Consider the following 22,999-nt stretch of genomic DNA (forward strand, 5'->3'; position numbering starts at 1 on the left):
CTATAATTAACGTGATTCACCGGAGAACCTCATGTCCGATAACAAACGCAGTACGATAGGTAAATTTGCCTTACTGTCTATGACCTTCGCGGCGGTATATAGCTTCAATAACATCATTAATAACAACATCGAAATTGGCCTTTCTTCAGCCCCGATGTTTTTCCTTGCGACCATTTTTTATTTTGTGCCATTTTGCTTAATCGTTGCTGAGTTCGTATCACTCAACAAAAATTCCGAAGCCGGAGTGTACGCTTGGGTGAAAAGCTCTTTAGGAGGCCGCTGGGCTTTCATCTCAGCTTATACCTACTGGTTTGTTAACCTGTTCTTCTTTACTTCTTTGCTTCCTCGGATCATCGCTTACGCGTCTTATGCGTTCTTAGGTTTTGAGTACATATTTACGCCAATGACGACCGCGATATTAAGTACGCTGTTATTTGCCGTTGCTACTTATGTCTCTAACAATGGCGCGAAGTTACTGGGCCCAATAACCTCTATTACATCGTCTTTAATGCTACTGCTGACTATGTCGTACATTCTGCTTTCAGGTGGCGCACTTATCGGTGGTATTGAACCCGCAGACCCAATCACAATTGAAGCAATGACACCAAGCTTTAACTGGGCATTCTTAGGTGTGATCACCTGGATCTTTATGGCTGCAGGCGGCGCAGAGTCAGTCGCGGTATACGTAAACGACATCAAAGGTGGTCACAAGTCTTTCGTTAAAGTTATCATCATCGCGGGTATCTTTATTGGTGCGCTTTACTCAGTTGGTTCAATCCTAGCGAACGTATTTGTTACTCGCGAAGAATTGAAATTTWCTGGTGGTTCAGTACAAGTATTTGAAGGGCTAGCGAGACACTTTGGTCTTTCAGAGATCCTAATGAATCGCTTTGTGGGCGTGGTTTCATTCACTGCAATGCTAGGTTCACTACTGATGTGGACGGCAACACCGGTTAAGATTTTCTTCTCTGAGATCCCAAAAGGTATTTTCGGAGAGAAAACGGTGGCACTCAATAAGCAAGGTGTACCAGAACGTGCAGCATGGATTCAGTTCTTAATTGTGATTCCACTAATGTTCATCCCAACACTAGCGTCCGATACTGTTCAAGACCTCATGAGTACTATTATCAACATGACGGCTGCGGCATCTATGCTGCCACCATTGTTCATCATGATTGCGTACCTTAATTTACGCTTGAAGCTTGATCACTTACCTCGTGATTTCAGAATGGGTTCACGCATGACTGGCATTACCGTGGTATCGATTCTTATCGGTATCTTCACTGTTGGTTTCTTTGCATCAACGTTCCCTACCGGTGCTGACATCATGACCATCATCTTCTACAACGTGGGTGGCATTGTGATTTTCCTTGGCTACGCATGGTGGAAATACAGCAAATATGAAAAAGGCTTATCAGTAGAAGAGCGAGCTGAAGAAGCGAAGACCGCAAACGCGTAACGTTCGCTACACCGCTTGATGAGTATTAGCTTTACCGCTGAGAAAATGAGTTGATATCAGGCACTGGCTTCGGCAAGTGCCTTTTTATTGGACTACAGATTTCCAAATTCTTTCGATGAGTTATCCGTTTACCTTACCCAATAAACCACCTAAATCAGCAAACACTCTCCCTTTTAAATACCAATAAATAGCTTTAGTTTCTGATGAATAATTCATCAATGATATACCTAATATCACATTCAGTTAACGCTGTATTCAACCCCACATAACAAGGTAAAGTTTTACTAAAAGCAGATCACACTTTCATTTTAATTTTATTTAATCTTTATGGGTTTTCCTTATTATCAAGCTGTACTCGTGAGTAACCCGACCAATACGCCTATAGAGCACCCCCATATTAGAAGTCAGGAATACTTGCGTATATTCATTTGTTATCCATATTGAAGAGAATAAAATGAAACGTAGTTTTACTAAAACCACTCTTATCGCTAGCTGCATTCTTACCGCTCTTTCTGTTAATGCTACAGAAACTGAAGCAAACCACAGCGACACGCAGATCCCTGAATCTCAATCAGACACCTTATTCAACTTTTACGGTGAGATGGGGATTGGTGGTCACACTGCTTTAGAAGGTGATGATAAAGGCCGCTACAGCGACGGTACTTACATTGAAGCCGGTTTAGCCATTGAACATGGTAATTGGTTTGGCCTTGCTTACATGGAAGGTTGGACAGTTCCTGTGAACAAAAACACTGGTGAAGCATGGGTACATGGTCACGGTGTTCGAGGTTTTGAAGGTGGCTTTAACCGCCTCTACGGCGGCTACCGCACCGACAACAACACCGAATTCATGATGGGTCGTATGGACTCTTCACTGGATGACGTTCAATGGTGGGGCGATGCAACGGTTGAGTATGGCTACGCAATTTCAAATACTCGCGACGTCAACTTTGGCGTGAAGATACAGAATTTAGAAGGCAAGTTGCGCTACAGCATTTCAGCAGCACCTGAGTCTGACTTCTCTGAAAGTGATGCACTTATCCACTTCGGAAAATACGATAATTTTGCTGACCAATGGCAAGACAAAAACGCCATGGTCAACGGCTACGTTCAATACGATGTTACGGATGGTTTCACCTTAATGGGTGGTGGTGAAGTTCGTAACAACGATGGTGGTGAGCTAGCTCTAATAGGCGCGCAATATAAAAACATTGGTGCTCGTGTTTGGCACGACACTAACAAAGGAAACCAAAACGACGAACAAGCTGGTGGAAAGAACGGTACTGAAACCGGTCTTCAAACCAGTGCTGTATACGAAGCTGCAAAAGGTGTTTACCTATCGACAGCATATAACTATGCGAACAACGAGATTGACGGTGAAGAAGATAAAGTCACCTCTTACATTAACGCGGGCGTTTGGTATGAATATGGCGGTGGCACCTATGCGACGGCTTTCGACAGTAAATTCGGTGTAGGTGACGATACTGAAACTGGCGATGCTCAACTCTTCGTAATGCAATACTTCTACTGGTAATAATAGGAATCAACACAATGAAAATGACTAAAACTTTCGCAGCCATCGCCGTTGGTGCAGCCCTACTTGTTACTGGTTGTGCTTCAAATTCAGGCTCAAGTTCTGACGCGGAACAACTGCAAGCAAGCGAATTYAAAAATGTTATCGACCGTACTGGCTCACCGGAATATATGCGTGACTACGACTTCGATGACCACCAGCGTTTTAACCCTTTCTTCGACCTGGGTGCATGGCACGGTCACCTGCTACCAGATACAGCTGAAGGTATGGGCGGATTCCCAGGTACAGCACTGCTTACCGAAGAATACATCAACTTCATGGCTGATAACTTTGACCGCCTAAGCGTGTTCAAAGATGGCAAAAAAGTCGCGTTCACCATGGAAGCTTACAGCCTACCGGGTGCATTAGTTCAGACGCTGAAATCTGACGATGTAACAGTAGAGATGACAATGCGTTTTGCCTCTAACCGCACTTCTCTTCTAGAAACAAAAATCACCACTGACTCACCTGTTGAACTAGTTTGGGATGGTGAGTTATTAGAAAAGACTCACGCGAAAGAAGGCGAACCGCAAACTGATAAAACTATTGCGGAAACCTACCCTGAGTACAACCGTCAGATCGTTGCAACCGACGATGGCTTAAAGGTAACTTTCGGTAAGGTACGTTCAACGTGGGATCTATTAACCTCTGGCGAATCTGAATACCAAGTTCATAAGTCGATACCAACGAAAACGACGGTTGACGGTCTAGCGTTTACTTCAACGGCAAACATTGAAGAATCGACCACTATTTACACAACTTACTCGCATGTTCTTACTGCTGAAGAAGCACAAGCAGAGCAGCCTGAGATCAAAAAGATCATGGCAAACCCTACCGACTTTTTAGCTACGTCTGCAGAACGTTGGGAAGGCTACCTAGAGATGGGCTTAACCAACCCGAACGCAACGCCTGAACAAGAGCGTGTTGCAGTTAAAGCAATGGAAACCCTAAACGGTAACTGGCGTGGTGCTGCAGGTGCAATGGAGTTTGACTCAGTTACACCATCAGTAACAGCCCGTTGGTTCTCGGGCAACCAAACTTGGCCGTGGGACACGTGGAAGCAAGCTTACGCAATGGCTCACTTCAACCCTGATGTAGCGAAAGACAACATCCGCGCGATGTTCGCTTACCAGATTCAGGCTGACGATGCAGTTCGCCCATGGGATGAAGGCTACGTGCCAGACCTTTTGGCTTACAACCTAAGCCCAGAACGTGGCGGCGACGGTGGTAACTGGAACGAACGCAATACCAAACCAAGCTTAGCGGCATGGGCGGTAATGGAAGTCTACAAGACCACCAGCGACGAAGCTTGGCTTGAAGAGATGTATCCAAAGCTAGTGGCATACCATGATTGGTGGCTGCGCAACCGTGATAACAACGGCAATGGTGTTCCAGAATATGGCGCAGCGCGCGACAAAGCACACAACACACCTGAAGGCGAAATGTACTTCACCGTGGTTCGTGGCGACAAACACGACACCGTTGTCGGTCAGAAAGCACTAGATGAAGTCATGGCAAAAGGCGATTACGATTACATCGAAAGCCCAGCTCAAACGGCAGCGTCTTGGGAATCAGGTCGTGACGATGCAGCCGCTTTTGGTTTCATCGATAAAGATCAGCTAGACGCATACGTCGCGAACGGCGGCAAGCGCAGTGATTGGGATGTTGAGTTCGCTCAAAACCGCGCTGAAGACGGCACGCTACTAGGCTACTCACTGCTGCAAGAGTCTGTTGACCAAGCAAGCTACATGTACAGCGATAACAAGTACCTAGCGGAAATGGCGGACATTCTAGGCAAAGATGCTGAAGCGAAAGAGTTCCGTGAAAAAGCCGAGCACCTATCGAACTACATCAACACCTGTATGTTCGATGAGAGCACTAACTTCTTCTACGACATTCGCATTGAAGACAAACCACTAGCAAATGGCTGTGCGGGTAAACCGATTGTAGAGCGAGGTAAAGGCCCTGAAGGTTGGTCACCACTGTTCAACGGTGCAGCAACGCAAGCACACGCTGATGCGGTTGTTTCTGTGATGAAAGATACGTCTGAGTTCAACACCTACGTTCCACTGGGTACTGCTGCACTATCTAGCCCAGCATTTGGCCCAGATATTTACTGGCGTGGACGAGTATGGGTAGACCAATTCTACTTCGGCCTAAAAGGCATGGATAGCTACGGCTACCGTGACGATGCTATCGAGATGGCAGGCGCATTCTTTGACCATGCAGATGGCTTAGTTCAAGACGGACCAATTCGTGAGAACTACAACCCATTAAATGGAGAACAACAAGGTGCACCAAACTTCTCTTGGAGTGCGGCTCACCTATACATGCTTTACAACGATTTCTTTACTGACGCCGAGTAAAGCTAAGTAGAGATTTCTACTTAACTATTGAACTTAGAGATCTGATTCATTGGCTAATGGATTATATTGAGTAATTAGATGCATTAATTACTAGCTCTGAGTTTGATTTCAGGTTTGGGCATTCAGCATCGTGCTGAGTGCCCTTTTTATATTGGTACCAATAGTATTTGGCCTATGATGATCCTTTTACTCTGCAGGCTGTACTTTATAAGCTCTTGCTAACTTTCTACGCAAAAAAACAACTCCAACCTTACCATTTTAAAAGCATAAATTTTCCTGCAGGCACCCGCTATTTAGACACCTCAACAACCGATAAAAACTAGATAAGTCAGCAATGTATACCATAATGAGAAAGGGAATATGAACTAAGGAGCAATGATGCCTAAATGGGATTGGGGGGATATATGGCAAAACATTACTAAGGAAATTAAACACGATAAGATCATTTATTATTTCATCATCAGTTCTAGCCTGATTTTTTTCGTCGCTTCTCACTTTCTCACGACACAACAAAACAGCAGTTACAGCTTTTTCCTCTACTTGAGTGTTCTTGCTGAGACCTGCTACTTTACGTTTATCATGTGGTGTATTTATTACTACTTTTACCTACTGTTTAATCGTATGCCCCACCCGACTAAAATGTTCTTAGCTAAGCTCAAATCGTTCTTCAATCCGCCTTACCGCCTTATCGGATTCATACTCTTACTCTTTGCTTTAAGCCTAACCTTTTCTTGCTATACCTATTTAAAATCGATAATCCCCAATATTCATTACTTTTCTTGGGATCTCACGTTTTATCAACTCGACAAAATACTTCACTTTGGCGTCTCACCTTGGGAAATAACGCACGCCATTTTTTCATCCGCCTGGAGTACATTCGTCATAAACTTCATTTACCATTTATGGTTCTTTTTCATGTGGGCGACAGTGTTGTTCTTTATTGTAAAGAAAGAAGACGCCCAGCTACGCACTCAATTCCTTCTAAGCTTTTTATCTTGTTGGTTGATCGTTGGCGGCTTAATCGCCGTGATCTTGTCATCGGCAGGTCCTTGCTATGCTCACCTTTTAAATGAAAGCTTCGATTTTTACCTGCCTCTCCTTGAACGTTTGAACCAGCAAAGTCATCAACTTGTCGAAAGTGGGTTTTATCCTGTATGGGTATTAGACGTGCAAAACATGTTGTGGCAAGGCCACATCGATAGTGAAAGCGGAGCTGGTGCAGGAATTTCAGCGATGCCGAGTATGCATGTTTCAATTTCAGTGCTTATGGCGCTTAGCCTATCGAGAGTCAATCGCTACCTAGGTTACGGCATGTGGGTATTTGCCTTAGTGATACAAATAGGCTCTGTGCACTTGGCTTGGCATTATGCCGTTGACGGATATGTTAGCTTTATATTAACCAATGTCGTTTGGGTGATATGTGGAAAAGTAGCCCAATGGCAAAAACCAATTACTCAGTAATTCAGGCCAAACTTGCACCGTGATAAAGCTGTACTAGCAACGGCAAACTGAAACTAATGATATTTCTTCTGCTCAATGAATTGATTTGAAATGGTTGTTTTCACCAACTCTCTCAACCAGCTGTTTTTTTCATATGACGCAAAGTCTTTCTTATAGAACAGAGAAATATCAAAGTCTGCAATTGGAAGCGGCGGTTCGATCGTCGATAAGCTTTTATTCCCAAACTCTATCTTCGCCATCAATTCAGGAACAATACACAGTAGCTTCCGACTTGAGATCAAATTACGAACGGTCAAAAAGTTACGCGAAGCCACGGAAACTCTGCGCGACATTCCTAGCTCACCTATCATTTGATCTACTTGCGTTTGCAACTTGCCATCAGGGCTCACCAACGCGTGAGGATATTGAATAAATTGCTCTACCGAAAATGGTTTATGCAAAGTGATTTTCTGCGCGTCATACATGCATACATGCTTCTCTGTGTAAATTTTTTCAGAAACAACGTTACTATCAGATAGCGAGAAGCTACCAATGATCACGTCAACCTTGTCATCATTAATCAGTTGTTGGTAATTTTCTCGATTAGCATGAATGAAACTCACTTTAGCTTTTGACGCTGAATCAACAATGGCATCGTAAATAGCCGGAGCAAAAATAAGCTCAGCATAATCAGTTAGTCCAATCTTACAAACACCTTGATACTTATCAGGACAGAACTCTTCCGACGTAAATACTTCAAACTGCAACTGATTCAACACTTGCTGAACGATAGGTGCCACTTGCTCAGCTCGCTCTGTAGGCTGCATTTTATGCCCTTTACGCTCGAACAAGTTATCTTGCATAAGTTCACGAAGCTTAGCCAAGCTATGGCTCATCGCCGACTGGCTGACAAATACACGTTCAGCTGCTGCGGTGACACTGCCCGATTCATACATCGCCATAAAAGCCACGAGCAGATTCAAATCAACGCCTTTCCAATTAAATTCACTCATAATTAATCTCATTCATAGTTGCAATTAAAACTATCGATTTGAATCATTATAATGCATTTCATATTCTAGCGCTGTTCTGATAACCCATGAGTAAACTGAAATGTTTTCCTTATTTAAAACTTTTTTTCTATTAGGTTGGATTAGCTTTGGTGGCCCAGCTGCCCATATCGGGTATTTTCGCAATGCGTTCGTAGAAAAACGTAAGTGGTTAAGTGACGATGAATATGCGCAAATTGTTGCTCTCAGCCAATTTCTTCCTGGGCCAGGGTCAAGCCAAGTAGGCTTTGCAGTTGGTTACAAAAGAGGTGGCTTAATTGGTGGCGTTCTTGCATTCATTGGCTTTACGTTACCTTCTGTTCTTTTGATGTTGGCACTAGCAGTACTCAGTAGCCAATTTACAGAGTCGACATTATTTCAAAATATCATTCACGGACTGAAGCTATTAGCAGTTGTGGTTGTCGCTGATGCGGCATGGGGAATGTATAAAAACTTCTGTAAAGACAAGCTAACGGTAAGCCTTTGTGTGATCACTGCTGTGGCTTTGTTGGTTGTGCCAAGTATTTTAACGCAAATAGGTGTGCTAGTTCTGGCGGCATTAATCGGCAGCCAATACTTAGCGAAAGAAGGGAGATCAACATTTAAAGTGTCTGAGCTTTCTTACGCACCGCTTGTTATTTTCTTAGCACTACTGATTGGTTTACCTTTGATGGCATCCATGAGCCAGTCGATCCAACTGTTCTCTGATTTCTATCAAGCAGGCAGCCTTGTATTTGGTGGAGGCCACGTTGTACTTCCACTTCTACAAAATATCGTTGGTGACCAACTCACTCAAGATGCTTTCTTAACGGGTTACGCAGCCGCACAAGCTGTCCCTGGGCCAATGTTTACCTTCGCGACTTATATCGGTTACGAGCTATTGCCTCAGCTTCCAATTATTGGCGCGTTACTGGCTACACTGGCCGTATTTCTTCCAGGCTTCCTGCTTCTACTAGGGGTGTTGAAAAACTGGCAGGCTCTTGCAAGTATCCCTAAGGTTAATGGAGCTTTATGTGGCGTAAATGCCGCTGTTGTCGGGCTACTACTGGCTGCATTATATAATCCGGTATTCAACAGTGCCGTATACTCTGTGCTAGACATGGCTCTCGTCATCATAGGTTTCTACCTATTGAAACAACTCAAGTTACCTATTGTTTACCTTGTTAGTTTCTTTACTATTGCAGGCGCATCTTTAAGCCTTATATAGCCTTATATAGCCTTTTATGCTTGTCCTGATATCTATTTAAAATCACCATCGCTTAATACCAAAGAGCCAGCTATATGCTGGCTCTTTCTTTATGATTAAATCAATATCAGTGGCGTGGTATTTCTACTGAACCGCTTCGCTTTCTTGTTGTTTTTTCGTCCGAACCTCAGCTAGAGCTCGCTCTAGGTTTTCATTCGCCACTTTGTAGTACGATGGGTTTTTATCAATAGCCTGTTGCAGGTAAGGAATAGCTTTATCGGGCTTTCCTTGTAGCATTAAGAAATAACCAACATTATTAAGAGCTTCAGGCGCTGTCATGTGACGCATAAACACATTTATCGCTCGTTTGATTTCGTCTTTTCCCAGATAGATTAAAGCGAGATTGTTTTGCGCTTTTGCATTAGAAGGATCTTTTTCTAATGCCGCTAACGTATAGCGTTGAGCATCAGGATACTCACCACTCATATAGTACGAGTAACCAAGGTTGACCAAGGTTTTGACTGAGCTCGTTTTTATTTTCAGCGCCTTATGTAATAAAGCTTTGGCTACATCATGCTTCGCTTCCACATCGTACAGAACCCCTAACCCCATATACGCTAAAGCAGGTGATTCACTATCGACTTGCAGAGCTTTTATCGTAGCAACCGTTATCACATCACCATCGAGCACTTTGGTATTTTTTAGTCGAACCTGATCAGCATTCAGAGCTCTAAAGAAGTAACTTTTCCCCTGCTCAACTTCGCCTTGTTTACTGTACATTGCACCTAAATGTTCTAGCACTTTGATATTATTAGGATTGTAATTTAACGCCAGTAAGTAAGCTTTTTCAGCTAATGCTAAATTGCCGCGAGAGTAATGAATGCGACCAATCGTATAAAGTGATTTATCTTGATACTTGGCATCTGGAAATTCGACTGCACGAATATATTCATACAACGCCAAGTCGGTGTTCCTATTCGACAAAGCAAGATCACCGCGAGTAATCGCCTCTTGCTCAGTCAGTGGTGCAAGATCTGAAGTCAGCGTATCCACAGGGCGACCATCATATAAARCACTATTGAAAATTTCGGGTTCAGGCTCACTGGCACAGCCAGATATTGCCAACGAACATAATATTACCGTTAAAAACCTATCCATGTGATCACCTAGAATGAATTTGTGAGTGCCAAAAGTGCGGGCCCAACAGCGACGATAAAGAAACAAGGCCAAATAAATAACAGCAGAGGAAAAATCATTTTAGTCGGTATTTTAGCTGCTACTTCCTCTACTTCTTGATTTCGCTTATCTCGAAAGTCTTCCGTATAGTCCCTTAACGTTTGAGATAAGCTTCCCCCAACTCTGGATGCATGAGACAGCATGTTCACCAAGCCCGTAATTTCAGTGACACCTGTTCTTTCAATCAAATCTTCAAAGGCATCAGACATTTCAACGCCGGCCTTTATTTTTCCACAAACAGTATCCAACTCATCCGCAAAATCGGGGTGAGAGATCATTAACTCATCAGAAACTCGGCGCAACGCAGCGTTAAACCCCAGACCAGATTCAGTACAAACCACCAGCAAATCTAGAGCGTCTGGCACGCCTCCTCGTACTTTGCTTTGACGTTTCTTTGTTAAGTTATCAAGTACGATATTAGGTAAGAAAAAACCTGCGGCTAAACTGAAAATAATCGCTAAATTAAGATAAGACATTTCCGGAAATTTAAAGTAGAGCAACGCAGCTACGCCTGTACCAATCACAATACAAAAAACTTTAGCCGCATAGAAAATAGTTAGTGCGTTACTGTCATGGAATCCCGCATGCATAAGTTTGTGCCGAATACTTTCTTTTTCTCGCGTATCACCTGAAGTAATAATCGGCGCTAGAGATTCTAGCGTTGAGTCGAGTCGATTCGATTTTTTAAGCTTAGAGTGCGAATTGTCGTGCTGAAGATCTTCGAGCTTCCTTTTAAGTGGATTTTTAGCACCCACAAAGATAAGCACCACACTTACGACTAAAAGAGATGTTGCCACCAAAATCATCACTAACAGAAAATTTCGTTCGCTAAATGCAACATTATTAATGTAGTTCATTATTTCGGTCATTTTACACCTCGAAAGTAATGATGTGCCGTATCCATATTGAGCCGAAAAATAGGCTGATAATACCGACACTAACAATCGTTAAACCACGAGGGTCTTCATATAAAGGCGCAACGTAATCAGGGTTTATAAACAATAGACCAACAAAGAGGGCAAAGGGCGACAGCACAAGAATCCATGCAGACATGCGACTCTCTGCAGAAATCGTTTTAATTTTTCTGGTGAGTTTAAAGCGAGCTCTGAGCACCTTTGATACCTTATCTAGGTTCTCTGACAGGTTTCCCCCCGTTTCTTTTTGCAATAGTACTGCACTCGAAAACGCGAGCATTGATACCGTTGGGGTTCGCTCTGCCATCTGCATGATCGCAAGCCTCATGTCATAGCCGTAGTTTAAAAGGTTGAACGTATTCTTAAATTCAATACCGATAGGAGGTGGCATTTCATTACCGACTTCATTAAAGGCTTGAGTAACAGGTTGACCTGCTTGAAGCATACGTTTGATGATATCGAGGGCATCTGGAAGTTGTTCTTCAAACTTACCCAGCCGATTTGATATTTTCTTTTGTAACGTAAAGTGCAGTAAGAACCAAATACCAATAGCGGCGGCCAATGCGACATACCAGAACTGATTGAAGAGCAGTAGCAATAGCGCGGTACAAATACTGGTTAGAGCCGTTACAGCAAGAGTTTGCCCTAATGACCAATCGTACCCAGATAGCTCTATCGACTTTTTCAAAGACGACAAAAACTCAATTTGCACAAGCTTTCTATCTATTGGGCTTAACCCTCGTAAGTAGTGCTCCTGCAAGAGAGAGCGACTTTCTTCATCAAGGCTAGATTGGCTTTCTTTTAATCGAGCGGCTAACTCTTTGTGCTTTGCTTTGCTACCCGCAGCAGGCAGGATCAGCGCTTGTGAAATAAACACAACCGCAAAGAAAAGTAGGATGAGAAAGTAAGTAATATCATTTCCCATAATTTCCTCCTATTAGTTTGACTCGTTAAAGAGTTCAAACGGAAGATCTAGGCCACGTTTAGACAGTTGGTCATGGCATCCGGGAACCACACCCGTTGCCGTGTAATACCCAATGATGTTTCCATCTTCATCTAACCCTTGGCGTTGAAACTTAAATATTTCAGACATGGTGATGATCTCACCTTCCATGCCGTTAATTTCCTGAATGCTCACCATACGACGCTTACCATCTTCCTGACGTTCCATTTGAACAACCAGATGAATAGCCGAAGCAATTTGTGAACGTAAATTCTTCGCAGAGATATTCCACCCAGCCATAGAAAACATATTTTCAACACGGCTCAAGGCATCTCGCGGGGTATTGGCGTGGATCGTAGCTAATGAGCCATCATGACCTGTATTCATGGCAGCCAACATATCAACAGCTTCACTACCACGCACCTCTCCTAACACCACCCTATCAGGGCGCATACGCAAAGAGTTTTTAACCAGCTCTCGTTGGGTTATCTCCCCTTTTCCTTCCAGGTTGGCAGGGCGAGTTTCAAGCCTAACGACATGAGGTTGCTGCAACTGAAGTTCGGCTGAATCTTCAATTGTGATGATTCGGTCATCACTAGGAATAAAGCCTGAAAAGATATTAAGCGTGGTTGTTTTTCCGGAACCGGTACCGCCGGAAATTAAAATATTAAGCTCACCTTGTACGGCTGCCTCTACAAACTTAGCCATTTGAGGAGACAAAGAATTGAAGCCTAAAAGGTTTTCCATATTCAATTTATCGACAGCAAAACGACGAATTGAAACGGTAGGGCCATCGAGCGCTAAAGGGGGAATAATGGCATTCACACGAGAACCATCTAACAAACGAGCATCAACCATAGGTGAAGCTTCATCAATCCGACGTCCAACTTGAGATACTATTCGGTCTAATATGTTACGTAGGTGTCTATCATCTAAAAACGTATAAGGTGTTTTTTCTAATTTACCTCTACGTTCTACAAATACATTCTTTGGTCCATTGACCAAAATATCAGAGACGGTTTTATCGTTTAGTAATGGCTCTAAAGGCCCAAGGCCAAATACTTCATCTTCTATCTGTTGAACAACTCGCTTTCGGCCTTCGGCACTCATTGGACGAGACTGGTCATCCGCCATAATTTGTATGATAGCTTCGTGTAAATCTTGCTTAGCTCTGTCCTGCTCCAAGCTCGATAACAAACCTAAATCTAATGTTTCTAACAATCTCTGATGGTAATAGTGTTTGATTTCTAGCTCTTGCTCTAACTGTTTGCGAGACTCTTCAACTTCCCTATCTCGTTCTTCTACAGCCTTTATCTTTCGCTCCAAAGGCGTACTTGCTGTTTCCCCCTCAGAAGAGCGACTGCTCTCTATTGAAGATACGCTTTCTTGCTGCTCTGCAAGTTGAGCTTTATCTTGAAATTCAGGGTTCACATTTTTTCGTTTAAAGAACATAAATATTCCTTTTTATTTTCTTTTTCTCTGTACTACCTAAGAAAACATACGTTTAAGCCAACTTTTCTTTTCATCTTCGATATGTGAAATCGTATGAGAAAACTCAATCACAGACTTTGAAATTGAACTGGATCGCCTTGACTCAATGAACGGTTTACCTAGGTTGGCACTTTCTATTGCCACCTTGAAGTCATTAGGAATAACGTGAATGGTTACTCCTCCTAAAGTCTGCTCTATATCTTTAATTTTTATTGACTGACGTTTTTCGTATCGGTTAATAATCAACTCGATATGTTCTTTCGGTAAGCCATATTCAAATGACAACACCTTGGCGATTCTGGTGGAGTTCTTAATGGCAACCAAATTCTGTTGCGTGATGAGGAACACTTTCGTAGCAGGCGCTAGTACAGATGAGAACGTATTATCAATACCTCTAGATAAATCGATAATGACATAAGGATAAAACTCTCGAAGAGTAGGCAGTAATTTCCCTAAATTCTGCGCCTGTTCATAATCTTCACTGTTATTTTCGTGACGGAAGCTCAACATGTGTAAGCCTGAACTGTGTTTAGTCACCATTCCATGTAGCGATATTTCATCAAGGTCTGCCACGCTCTCTATAGCATCAGACATGCCATAAGTGGGGTTCACATTTAGGTAATCGGCTATCACTCCAAACTGTAGGTCTAAGTCGAGCAATAACACTTCTTCTTTATGTTCATGAGCTATTTGCAAAGCAGTATTCAAAGCGAGTGTTGAAGCGCCACAGCCACCTTTACTATTAAGGAAAACATAGAGCTCTCCCATACTACGATTGGCAATTTTTTCTTCCGCGACATTTTTTAGAAGTGGCATCAACTCAGTGATGGTGGCTTTTTCAGAGACGAAATCGCCAGCTCCAATGCGTAACGCGATTTTAAGAGCGCCGTTATCTGATTCATTACCGAAAACAATAAGTGAAGCTTCGAAGTCTTCTGAAGGCGCTTCATATTCTTGCAAGGACATAACTTTTTGGGCCCAGTTAGGACCCGTTTCCACAAAAATAAGATCAGGGGGCATATGACTTGATAGCTGTTCAACATTAAGACCAGCCAGAGCGATGGTATCGAAAGATACATTGCGACATTTGGCTAACTCATTTGTCATATGTAATTGAAAGCGGTCACTAGAGTATAATATCCAAATATGGATATTTGTTTTTAGCCTTATCGATGCATCATTATTAGTCGTAAGCTGCACAGCTTCTCCCATAGCTAAATCCCTCTGTACCTAGTGGTGTTACCATTAGTATTATTTTTATTGGGCCTTATAATCTTTAGGCTCTCCGCTAATAAATCATTTTCAAGTCAAGCTCTACTACCAACCACTGTCACCGATAAAACACAAAAACGGTCAAATTAAACCCTGTAGTGTGTAGCCCTTGAATAACACATCAACTGAAGATGAATACCGGCCTTCTCAATCCTTTGCCAAGCCCGATGCTCACTCCATTACTGTATGTCCTGAAACTAATTAAATCCGTTAATCACTTGGCTCTCACTAGCCCCAGCCAATGAGTCCACTTCTTTACCTGTGTACACTTGATAAGCTCCTTCCATTCGCTCCCCACTACCGCTTGGAATAATAGAAAGGTTCTCTTGCGAAGCATTAGGATTATAAGTTTGCTGCTGCGATAACTTCGCAACATGAGAACCTAATGGAGCATCATTTGCACACCCTGTAAGTATGGCTGATATTGAAAAAATCACCGTAAATATATGAAGTTTCATCATGTATCCCTCTTATAAACTGTGTCCAAATGAACCTTCGGAACCACCTTGAGCATTGTCCAAGAATTGAGGATCTTTCTGCTTTTGAGCGGGTTTCGTTGTGACTGAAGAGTCAATATAGGCTCCCTGACCTAACAGGTAATATTTTAGGTCTGTAGGCTCAACAAAAGCGTCGGTAGGTAGGGTGATTTTGTTTCTGTCGACCGGTTGAGCTAACCTTGGTGTCACTAAGATCACTAACTCAGTTTCACCCGATATATATTCCTGACTATTAAATAATTGCCCTAGAACGGGAATATCTCCAAAGCCCGGCATTTTACTGACGGTGTCTCTCACATTTTCACTAATTAAGCCTGCAATACCGATGGTTTGACCATCAGCTAGCTCTAATGTAGAAGAAGCGCTGCGGCGAGTGATTGGAGGAATAATGTACGTACCATTCGTTCCACCAGGAGAGAGTGTTAAGCTAGAAGTAGCCGCAATTTCACTGACATCTATAGCTAGATTCAAGTTAATTTTCTTATCACTTAGTACTGTCGGTATGAACTTTAAACCCACCCCATATTCTTTGTATTCAATGGTTATTCCATCTTCATCTGGAACTGGAATAGGGAATTCGCCCCCCGCTAGAAATTCAGCTTTAGCACCACTTAATGCCGTAAGATTCGGTTCAGCTAACACTTTAGCGACACCATTAGTTTTTGCTATATCCAGAGCGAAGGTAAACAAGGTGTCACTATCGATGAATGTACTCAGTAGCCCTGTGGTGTCTATGGATGGCGCATTAAAAATTGGCCCAATGCCACCTGCGACGTCATCAATTATTCCGCCTGCCGATGTCGCCCCCCAAGAAAAACTACCGTTATTTTCAAAGAAGTGAAAGTTAGCATCAAATTTTCTAACCAAACTTCTTTGTACTTCGGCAATCGTCACCTCAAGCATGACTTGTTGAGCCCCACCGATTGACATTAAGTTTATCACCCCTGTTTTTTCTGTTTGTTCACTGAGTGATTCTTCTGATTTATCCACCTCTTCACCTGCCGAATAAGTTTCAGCGACGCGAAGTGCAACATTCATTTTCTCTTGCGAACTAATTTGCCCACTTAAGATCAACCTGTTTTGTGCGCTATGCACTTCAATCGTTTCATCCGGTAAGAACTCATAAAGCTTCGCCTTTAAGCTATTGAGATCGTGAGTCACCTCAATGTTGATTGATTCAATCAACTGCCCTCGACTATCCCAAGCCATCAAGTTAGTTGACCCTAACTTTTTGCCTATCAAAAAGAGTTCATCTGATTTTAACATCACGATATCCAGCACTWCAGGATCGCCTAACGATACTCTTTTTGCTTTAGCCGATAAGGCAACATGCGTAGATTTGTGGTGAGGAACCTTAACGACTTTGCCTGTTTGCGTCGATGCGACAACAGAGAAGCTACACACTACCCAAGTCAATATTATTGAATTTATTATTCTCATGATTCACCTCAATCCCTAACTCGCACATTCGATGCTTCCGTGCCTTTGATTATCGTTACCTGAGGAGCAACATATCTTCGAACGACTTTTTCTTCAGGTTCATGAGGGTTCCGCAGTGTTAATTGAATTTCCCCTCTGCTCTTCGCTGATAAGAGTTTTTCTGCTTCTTTAGGTGATACTTCCAATGTCACCGCTCGTACGATAATTGGCTTGTTTTCTTGTGTTTTTGCCGTCTGATCCACCGCGAGAACTTTGATGTCTTTCAAAACAGTTTTGGTTGTCGCCGACCCTTTCCCGTAGGAAATCGTATTAAGTATATCGACCTTGTTTCCGGGTAATAAGAAGCCCGCCACACCAATAACATCATTAACACGAATCGTAACTGCGCGTTTATTTTCAGGAATGAGAGCAGCTAAAGTTGAACCTTCACCTGGTATTGTTAGCCTGAGTCGACTTACAATTTCACCCTGATAAATTGATGTCGCAACCACTTGCCCAACAAGCTCTTCAGCTAAAGAGAATTGGTCTTCACTACGCCAATCTTTCTCTAGTAATTTAGTCGTAAGGTGCTGCTCTTCAATAACGCTACCAGCAATAATTTCCTGCGCGGCAACCACAACAGGCTCTCTTTCCACAACTTCAACATCCACCTGAGGTTGCAACTGACTATCCATCCATTGCTTCGCAAAAAATACCGCAGCTAACCCAAATACGATTGAAAGCAAAAATAGTAATATGATTTGATTTCTACTCATCGCGCCCCTCCTCCTTTGCCATCGGCAGTAAAGTAGACTTCCCAGGCTCTTTCCAATACAGCGGCGGAAATGATCGGCTCAACCTCTTCGAACGCAATAATATCTCGGCTAATACCTACAATATCCTTCGGTAAACATGGGTAGTAGCCAACGCTATGCTGGCTATGTAAATTTAATAAACTATCAAATAGATTCACGTCCAAAGACAATGACTTATTAGACGCCATGATTTCCCATAAATTTTTATACTCGTCTTCCCTTAACGGTTGAAATTGTATTTTGTAACCCAAACGACGCAGGAACGCAGGGTCTGCGATAGTCTCAGGGCTTAAGTTGGTAGAAAAAGCTAACGTTAATATGAAGGGGACAGAAATTTGCTGACCGTTAGGTAATGATAAGTAGTCATAGAAATACTCCATTGGCACAATCCAACGGTTTAATAAGGTGTCAACAGGCATGGGTTGGCGACCTAAATCATCAATAATAAAGATCCCATTGTTTGCCATCATCTGTAATGGCGCCATCCACACTCGGTTGTGTTCTGTATGGTTTACTTCGAGCATATCCATCGTTAGCTCCCCACCAACTTGGATACTTGGTCGCTCACATAAAGCCCAGCGTCGATCGTATTGCTCTTTAAATAGCAGCGTTCTCTCGCTGTCAGCTTTTTCGACTTTTTTATGATGCTGCCCAGTGAAGACTTTAATAATGTTACCCGCGGTAAAAACAGCATAAGGGATATAAACAGAAGTATTCAGTGAGTTGAGCAAGCGCGTAGCAACATAGGTTTTACCCGTACCAGCGTCTCCATAAAGTAATAATGCACGACCGGAGTTAATGGCTGGGCCAAGAACAGAGACCATTCTGTCAGCACCAAGTACATCTGAAAGTGCGTAAGAAACATCTTGTCGATTAACTAACTGAGCTCGAACATCTTGCGCTTCCACCATGACCTTGTAATCAGCTAAAGACACTGGGCAAGGCCCTAAATAGGCATCTTTAGAAAACGCAATATCGGCTTCAGCCATCCCGCCTTCAGATAGAGCGTAACGAACATGACCCGTAGATCCTGAGTTAAAGTTTGATGTGCTTGCTTGAAAAACTTCGACTAAAGATTTCCCTCGTAGCGAGGCAATCAAATCTTCAATAATATGACTATTAATCCCCAACAAACGTGTGAGTTCTAATATGTCGGACTTGGGAAACGCAGCGAGTTGTTTTAGAAGTAGGTTTTCTACAACTGCGGCTGGAACTTTGAGAGATTCAAGAGACGTGGGGACTATTGGTGCATCCGCTTGTGGCGTGAGAATATCTCTATGTTTTGCATCCTTGACCATTTCCATAGAGGCCTCTTTATAAAGAGTAATTATCTAAAAGTAACTAAAAAGTGCCAAGCCTATAACCACTGCTGGCGCAAATGGCATTCTCAATTTATTCGAATTATTCAATCGATTTGCTTTTACTTGATTGTGACCATAAAGAAAAGATTGAGAGTACTCATTAATTACTAGCTTGGATTCGTCAGGTTTGGTAGCTAAAAACAATAATAAATAAAAAGAAGCAACGATTCCGGCCCCGACAGTAATCCAATATGCACTCGCTAATAAATTCCCCCAACCACAAAAAACGCCAACGGCCCCGAGTAATTTAACATCACCCGGAGCCATTGCTTTTAGGAAATACAACAAAAGCCCTAGACCGAAGAATATAACCCCGGAGCCTAGAGCTGATAATGAAGCGGTTAACCCATTCATTTGAAAGTGATAAGCAGCAGAAAGTATAATTAGTGGCAGTAGCCATATATTTGGAATTCTATTATCTCTGGAATCATAAACTGCAATAACCAGTAATATGCTCCAAATTAATATTTCCATTTTATACACTCCCGAGCGTACTATTAAATGAATTAATTAACGTATCGTCGTATGTTAGAAAAATGGCAGTGAGTGCGACAACTAGAAATGCAGCGCCAACTACATACTCAACAACACTCAAGCCTTCTTCTCTTTTAAAAAACTCCAAGATATCAGAATAACGCATTGTCTATTCCTCTTGAGATACCTTTTTGTAAGTACCTGCGGTGAGTTAGCTAACGGCGCCGCTTAGTTTAGTAGAAAGTGAACTACCTAGACTTGAGAATACCGAACCAAGAGCAACAACAAGTAAAGCTGCACCTACAACGTATTCGACTACCGATAGTCCTTCTTCATCATTCATGAACGCTTTAGCATTATTAATAAATTTATTCATAATTTGGTCTCCTTCCAAATGCAGCACTAGTTGAGTGCCCTTTAAATGTAGAGAGTTCTATCAATAACTGTTAGGACTTTCTTGCTATCATCTTGCACTTTCTTGCTACCCTCCTAAACTAGATAAATAAAAGTAAATAATCTTTTCGTATTAATTTTTGAGTATGCATATGGATATCCCGCATATTGGTCACTGGCTAGGATTGCCAATTAATGACCTAACCCCAGAAACCTCTGACATGTTAAAGTTGGAATTTCATATTGTTGAACATGGTAACGATGTTTCAATATTGAGCGACTTTGATATACATTATTGTTTTTTTTATCTAAACCCAGAGACTAACCTTCCTCTATTAAATTCCGCGTTAAACATCTGCAACAATTTAGGTAAGCACCTGATTTTAATATATGAAGGTCGTCTAGAACGTTCTATTTCTCTTAACCACGCTATTTATGAAAGAAAGAATATTGATCAGGAAGACTTTGAATCCTGGGTAAAAAATATCTCTTCCAAAATACGCTTGAGCTTTTCAACTAATAATGAATATTTAGAGAAAAAATCATCGGAACCTTTGATAGTAAAGTCCACGATTAGTCAGGATTTTATTGAAACCCTCCGCTACATTGAAAACAATTTATCAGAAGTGATCCGTGAGGATGATATAGCTGAAAGATGCCATTATTCGGTCACCTATTTTTCAAAAGTTTTTCATCGCGTTATAGGCATCAGCTTTCGAGACTATATATGCAACAAAAGGATAAATTTAGCAAAAAAAATCCTCTTGCGAGATCGCAGCACTAAAGTCTCTTCGGTGGCTTATCAGTGCGGTTATCAAGATGTCTCTTATTTCTCCAGAATCTTCAAAAAGAAAACTGGCATGACCCCCGGTATGTTCCGGCAAATTCACTAAATCGGCGAAATATTCTCTTAAAAATTGAGAACTTCGCGTTTTATGTCTTCATCAAGCCATGCTAGAGTTAACAAGAAATTAACATAAAAACAATAAACTATAATTGCCACTAAACGGAGTTAGAGAATGATTCAACCTAACGAGTTAAGCAAACCAACATGCGCTCTCCCGCCACCGAATGAAATGATCTTAAAATGGGCAGAGGAACGCCCTAATGAGATTTACCTTAAGCAAATCATCAACCGAGAATTCGTTGAGTTTACTTATCAAGAAGTCGCTGACAAAGCCCTAAGGCTAGCAAGCGCCCTAAAAGACTTAGGTGCACAGCCCGGCGACAGAATTGCTTTAATTTCTAAGAACTGTGCCGAATGGTTCATTTGCGACCTGGCAATTATGCTTGGAGATTTTGTAAGTGTACCTATTTTCCCAACAGCCGGTGCCGACACTATCGAATACTGTCTCACTCACAGTGAAAGTAAAATCATCATCTCCGGTAAACTTGATGATGCCAAAGCTACCCAGTCTGTGATTGATTCATTGCCAGAAGTCATCAGTATTGCGTTGCCTTACGAGACTTCAGCCAAATGTAAGCTGCTATTCACCGACCTCATTGAACAACATGAGCCGAGTACATTAAGACCAGCCCACCATGATGAAAAACTGATGTCCTTGGTATATACATCCGGAACTTCAGGTCTACCAAAGGGAGCGATGCTCACTTACGGCGCATTTAACTGGTCAGTACAACGTTTGATCGATCATATTGGCATTCAAAAAAATGATCGCTTGTTCTCGTACTTGCCATTAGCACACATCACAGAGCGCGTTTATATTTTTGGTTCATCAATTATGGGGGGCGTTCCTACCGCTTTCCCAGAATCGCTAGATACGTTTATTGATGACGTAAAAATGCAAAGACCGACCCTATTTATTTCAGTACCAAGGCTCTGGACACTTTTCCAACAGCGTATTCAAGACAAGCTACCTCAGAAAAAACTCAATATTTTACTAAAAATCCCATTTATCAACTCCATCATCAAAAAGAAACTCGCGGATGGTTTGGGTTTAGATCAAGCTCGAGTTCTTGGCTGTGGTTCTGCTGCTGTGCCTCCAGCTCTATTAAAATGGTATGAAAGTGTTGGGCTAAACATTACTGAGGCGTGGGGATGACTGAGTCATTCGCATATAGCACTCTGAATTATCCATTCCGCGCAGACAAAATTGGTTCTGTTGGTAATGCAGGCCCAGGGATTGAGCTTAAGATAGCTGAAGATGAAGAGATACTCGTTCGAGGTGAGGGCTTGTTCTCTGGCTACTATAAGAATGATATTGCGACTCAAGAAGCTTTCAACTCTGAAGGTTGGTTACACACTGGTGATATCGGCGATATTGACAGCGATGGTTACTTAACTATTCGTGGCCGTAAAAAAGATACTTTTAAAACAGCTAAAGGGAAATTCGTAGCTCCTGTTCCTATCGAAAATAAGCTGTTCGAATATAGCCGTGTTGAAATGATGTGTCTTATTGGTCTAGGGCTACCAGGACCGATCCTATTAGTCGTTCCACACGATTTCCCTAACTTTGATCGCGAACGATATGAGCGAACCACAAAACGCGTGATTGAAAAGATGAACACCAAGCTTGCTTCGCATGAAAAAATCAAAGGTGTGTTAATGATTAAAGAACCTTGGAGTATAGACAATGGCGTCTTAACACCAACTTTGAAAATTAAACGACACGTCTTAGAACAAAAGTATCATGAGGTTGGTCATAACTGGCCGAAAGACAAACTAGTCGTCTGGGAAGAGTAACCACTATCGATAAAGGGAGCTTTTAAAGCTCCCTTTATTATTTTGTACATTTGATCTGTAGATCGTTCTAAACATCTAATTACCACGCTTCAATTACCGAATTAGCTCCCATAATTCTTTTACTTCCAGAATGGTTTTGAAGATTCCTTATCCGCTTCGTAACGACTCACACCAATGTCTGACAAAAGGTGGTCAGGAAGCTCTGATAACTGCTTTCTTGTTTTCGCCTTACTCATACTAGCCTTTACATAAGCAAAGATTTTCTTAAGTGGGTGGGTATTCAGTTCTACTGAAAAATCAGAATAATGATTAGATTGCGCATTCATATATAAGCTCCTATTGATTTATTCGCTTTACATGACTAATAATTGAGCAAATCTATTTTTCTGACAAACGATAGATACTGG

The 22,999-nt window shown here is 42.1% G+C and carries 20 protein-coding genes and 1 pseudogene; 7 read left to right on the forward strand and 14 right to left on the reverse strand.

The features are described from left to right. The first annotated feature begins 31 nt into the window (after window positions 1-31). The 4 genes from L4C33_RS04255 (at window position 32) to L4C33_RS04270 (ending at window position 6,859) form a co-directional block, all read left to right on the forward strand. A complete protein-coding gene (locus L4C33_RS04255) occupies window positions 32-1,459 on the forward strand; it encodes an amino acid permease (protein WP_428811210.1) in 1,428 nt (475 codons plus the stop codon). Window positions 1,460-1,913: 454 nt separating this feature from the next. Next, on the forward strand, window positions 1,914-2,993 hold the full coding sequence (gene ygjJ, locus L4C33_RS04260) for a protein YgjJ (protein ID WP_428811211.1): 1,080 nt from the start codon (window positions 1,914-1,916) through the stop codon (window positions 2,991-2,993). Window positions 2,994-3,010: 17 nt separating this feature from the next. Next, entirely contained in the window at window positions 3,011-5,398 is a 2,388-nt protein-coding gene (ygjK, locus tag L4C33_RS04265; protein WP_428811212.1) for an alpha-glucosidase, read from the forward strand. A gap of 639 nt (window positions 5,399-6,037) precedes the next feature. Next, entirely contained in the window at window positions 6,038-6,859 is an 822-nt protein-coding gene (locus tag L4C33_RS04270; protein WP_428811243.1) for a phosphatase PAP2 family protein, read from the forward strand. 53 nt (window positions 6,860-6,912) lie between these two features. On the opposite strand, the gene L4C33_RS04275 is transcribed toward L4C33_RS04270, so the two are convergent. Then, window positions 6,913-7,851, reverse strand: coding sequence for a LysR family transcriptional regulator (locus L4C33_RS04275; RefSeq protein ID WP_428811213.1), 939 nt, complete (start codon window positions 7,849-7,851; stop codon window positions 6,913-6,915). Window positions 7,852-7,951: 100 nt separating this feature from the next. Between L4C33_RS04275 and chrA the strand changes: the two genes are divergently transcribed. Then, window positions 7,952-9,094 (forward strand): chromate efflux transporter, encoded by a 1,143-nt coding sequence (chrA, locus tag L4C33_RS04280; RefSeq protein ID WP_428811214.1) that lies wholly within the window; start codon window positions 7,952-7,954, stop codon window positions 9,092-9,094. Window positions 9,095-9,217: 123 nt separating this feature from the next. Here chrA and L4C33_RS04285 read toward each other — a convergent pair whose 3' ends face one another. The 12 genes from L4C33_RS04285 to L4C33_RS04340 form a co-directional block, all read right to left on the reverse strand. Further along, the gene (locus L4C33_RS04285) at window positions 9,218-10,231 is read right to left on the reverse strand and encodes a tetratricopeptide repeat protein (RefSeq protein ID WP_428811215.1); all 1,014 of its coding nucleotides are present in this window, start codon (window positions 10,229-10,231) and stop codon (window positions 9,218-9,220) included. Between the two features lie 8 nt (window positions 10,232-10,239). Then, the gene (locus tag L4C33_RS04290; RefSeq protein ID WP_428811216.1) at window positions 10,240-11,178 is read right to left on the reverse strand and encodes a type II secretion system F family protein; all 939 of its coding nucleotides are present in this window, start codon (window positions 11,176-11,178) and stop codon (window positions 10,240-10,242) included. Between the two features lies 1 nt (window position 11,179). After that, window positions 11,180-12,148 (reverse strand): type II secretion system F family protein, encoded by a 969-nt coding sequence (locus L4C33_RS04295; protein ID WP_428811217.1) that lies wholly within the window; start codon window positions 12,146-12,148, stop codon window positions 11,180-11,182. A gap of 12 nt (window positions 12,149-12,160) precedes the next feature. Beyond that, the gene (locus L4C33_RS04300) at window positions 12,161-13,618 is read right to left on the reverse strand and encodes a TadA family conjugal transfer-associated ATPase (protein WP_428811218.1); all 1,458 of its coding nucleotides are present in this window, start codon (window positions 13,616-13,618) and stop codon (window positions 12,161-12,163) included. A gap of 36 nt (window positions 13,619-13,654) precedes the next feature. Beyond that, a complete protein-coding gene (locus L4C33_RS04305; RefSeq protein ID WP_428811219.1) occupies window positions 13,655-14,869 on the reverse strand; it encodes a CpaE/TadZ family protein in 1,215 nt (404 codons plus the stop codon). A gap of 257 nt (window positions 14,870-15,126) precedes the next feature. After that, window positions 15,127-15,387, reverse strand: a complete 261-nt coding sequence (locus L4C33_RS04310) for a hypothetical protein (RefSeq protein ID WP_428811244.1) — start codon at window positions 15,385-15,387, stop codon at window positions 15,127-15,129. 12 nt (window positions 15,388-15,399) lie between these two features. Next, the gene (locus L4C33_RS04315) at window positions 15,400-16,866 is read right to left on the reverse strand and encodes a type II and III secretion system protein family protein (protein WP_428811220.1); all 1,467 of its coding nucleotides are present in this window, start codon (window positions 16,864-16,866) and stop codon (window positions 15,400-15,402) included. An 8-nt stretch (window positions 16,867-16,874) separates the two neighbouring features. Then, window positions 16,875-17,621, reverse strand: a complete 747-nt coding sequence (gene cpaB / locus L4C33_RS04320; protein WP_428811221.1) for a Flp pilus assembly protein CpaB — start codon at window positions 17,619-17,621, stop codon at window positions 16,875-16,877. After that, window positions 17,618-18,958 carry a DUF8689 domain-containing protein gene (locus L4C33_RS04325; RefSeq protein ID WP_428811245.1) on the reverse strand — a complete coding sequence of 447 codons (1,341 nt, stop codon included), beginning with the start codon at window positions 18,956-18,958 and terminating at the stop codon, window positions 17,618-17,620. Before L4C33_RS04325 ends, cpaB begins: the two co-directional genes overlap by 4 nt. A 33-nt stretch (window positions 18,959-18,991) precedes the next feature. Beyond that, window positions 18,992-19,495, reverse strand: coding sequence for a prepilin peptidase (locus L4C33_RS04330; protein ID WP_428811222.1), 504 nt, complete (start codon window positions 19,493-19,495; stop codon window positions 18,992-18,994). Between the two features lies 1 nt (window position 19,496). Next, on the reverse strand, window positions 19,497-19,661 hold the full coding sequence (locus tag L4C33_RS04335; protein WP_428811223.1) for a Flp family type IVb pilin: 165 nt from the start codon (window positions 19,659-19,661) through the stop codon (window positions 19,497-19,499). Window positions 19,662-19,706: 45 nt separating this feature from the next. Next, a complete protein-coding gene (locus L4C33_RS04340; protein ID WP_428811224.1) occupies window positions 19,707-19,871 on the reverse strand; it encodes a Flp family type IVb pilin in 165 nt (54 codons plus the stop codon). Window positions 19,872-20,040: 169 nt separating this feature from the next. Between L4C33_RS04340 and L4C33_RS04345 the strand changes: the two genes are divergently transcribed. Both L4C33_RS04345 and L4C33_RS04350 read left to right on the forward strand, forming a co-directional pair. Then, window positions 20,041-20,781, forward strand: a complete 741-nt coding sequence (locus tag L4C33_RS04345; RefSeq protein ID WP_428811225.1) for a helix-turn-helix transcriptional regulator — start codon at window positions 20,041-20,043, stop codon at window positions 20,779-20,781. 126 nt (window positions 20,782-20,907) lie between these two features. Then, window positions 20,908-22,592: pseudogene (locus L4C33_RS04350) on the forward strand (AMP-binding protein). 119 nt (window positions 22,593-22,711) lie between these two features. Here the strand turns inward: L4C33_RS04350 and L4C33_RS04355 are convergent. Then, window positions 22,712-22,918 (reverse strand): DUF1127 domain-containing protein, encoded by a 207-nt coding sequence (locus L4C33_RS04355; protein WP_428811226.1) that lies wholly within the window; start codon window positions 22,916-22,918, stop codon window positions 22,712-22,714. Window positions 22,919-22,999 lie beyond the last annotated feature (81 nt).

The organism is Vibrio makurazakiensis, from assembly GCF_050337375.1.
GTDB lineage: Bacteria > Pseudomonadota > Gammaproteobacteria > Enterobacterales > Vibrionaceae > Vibrio > Vibrio makurazakiensis.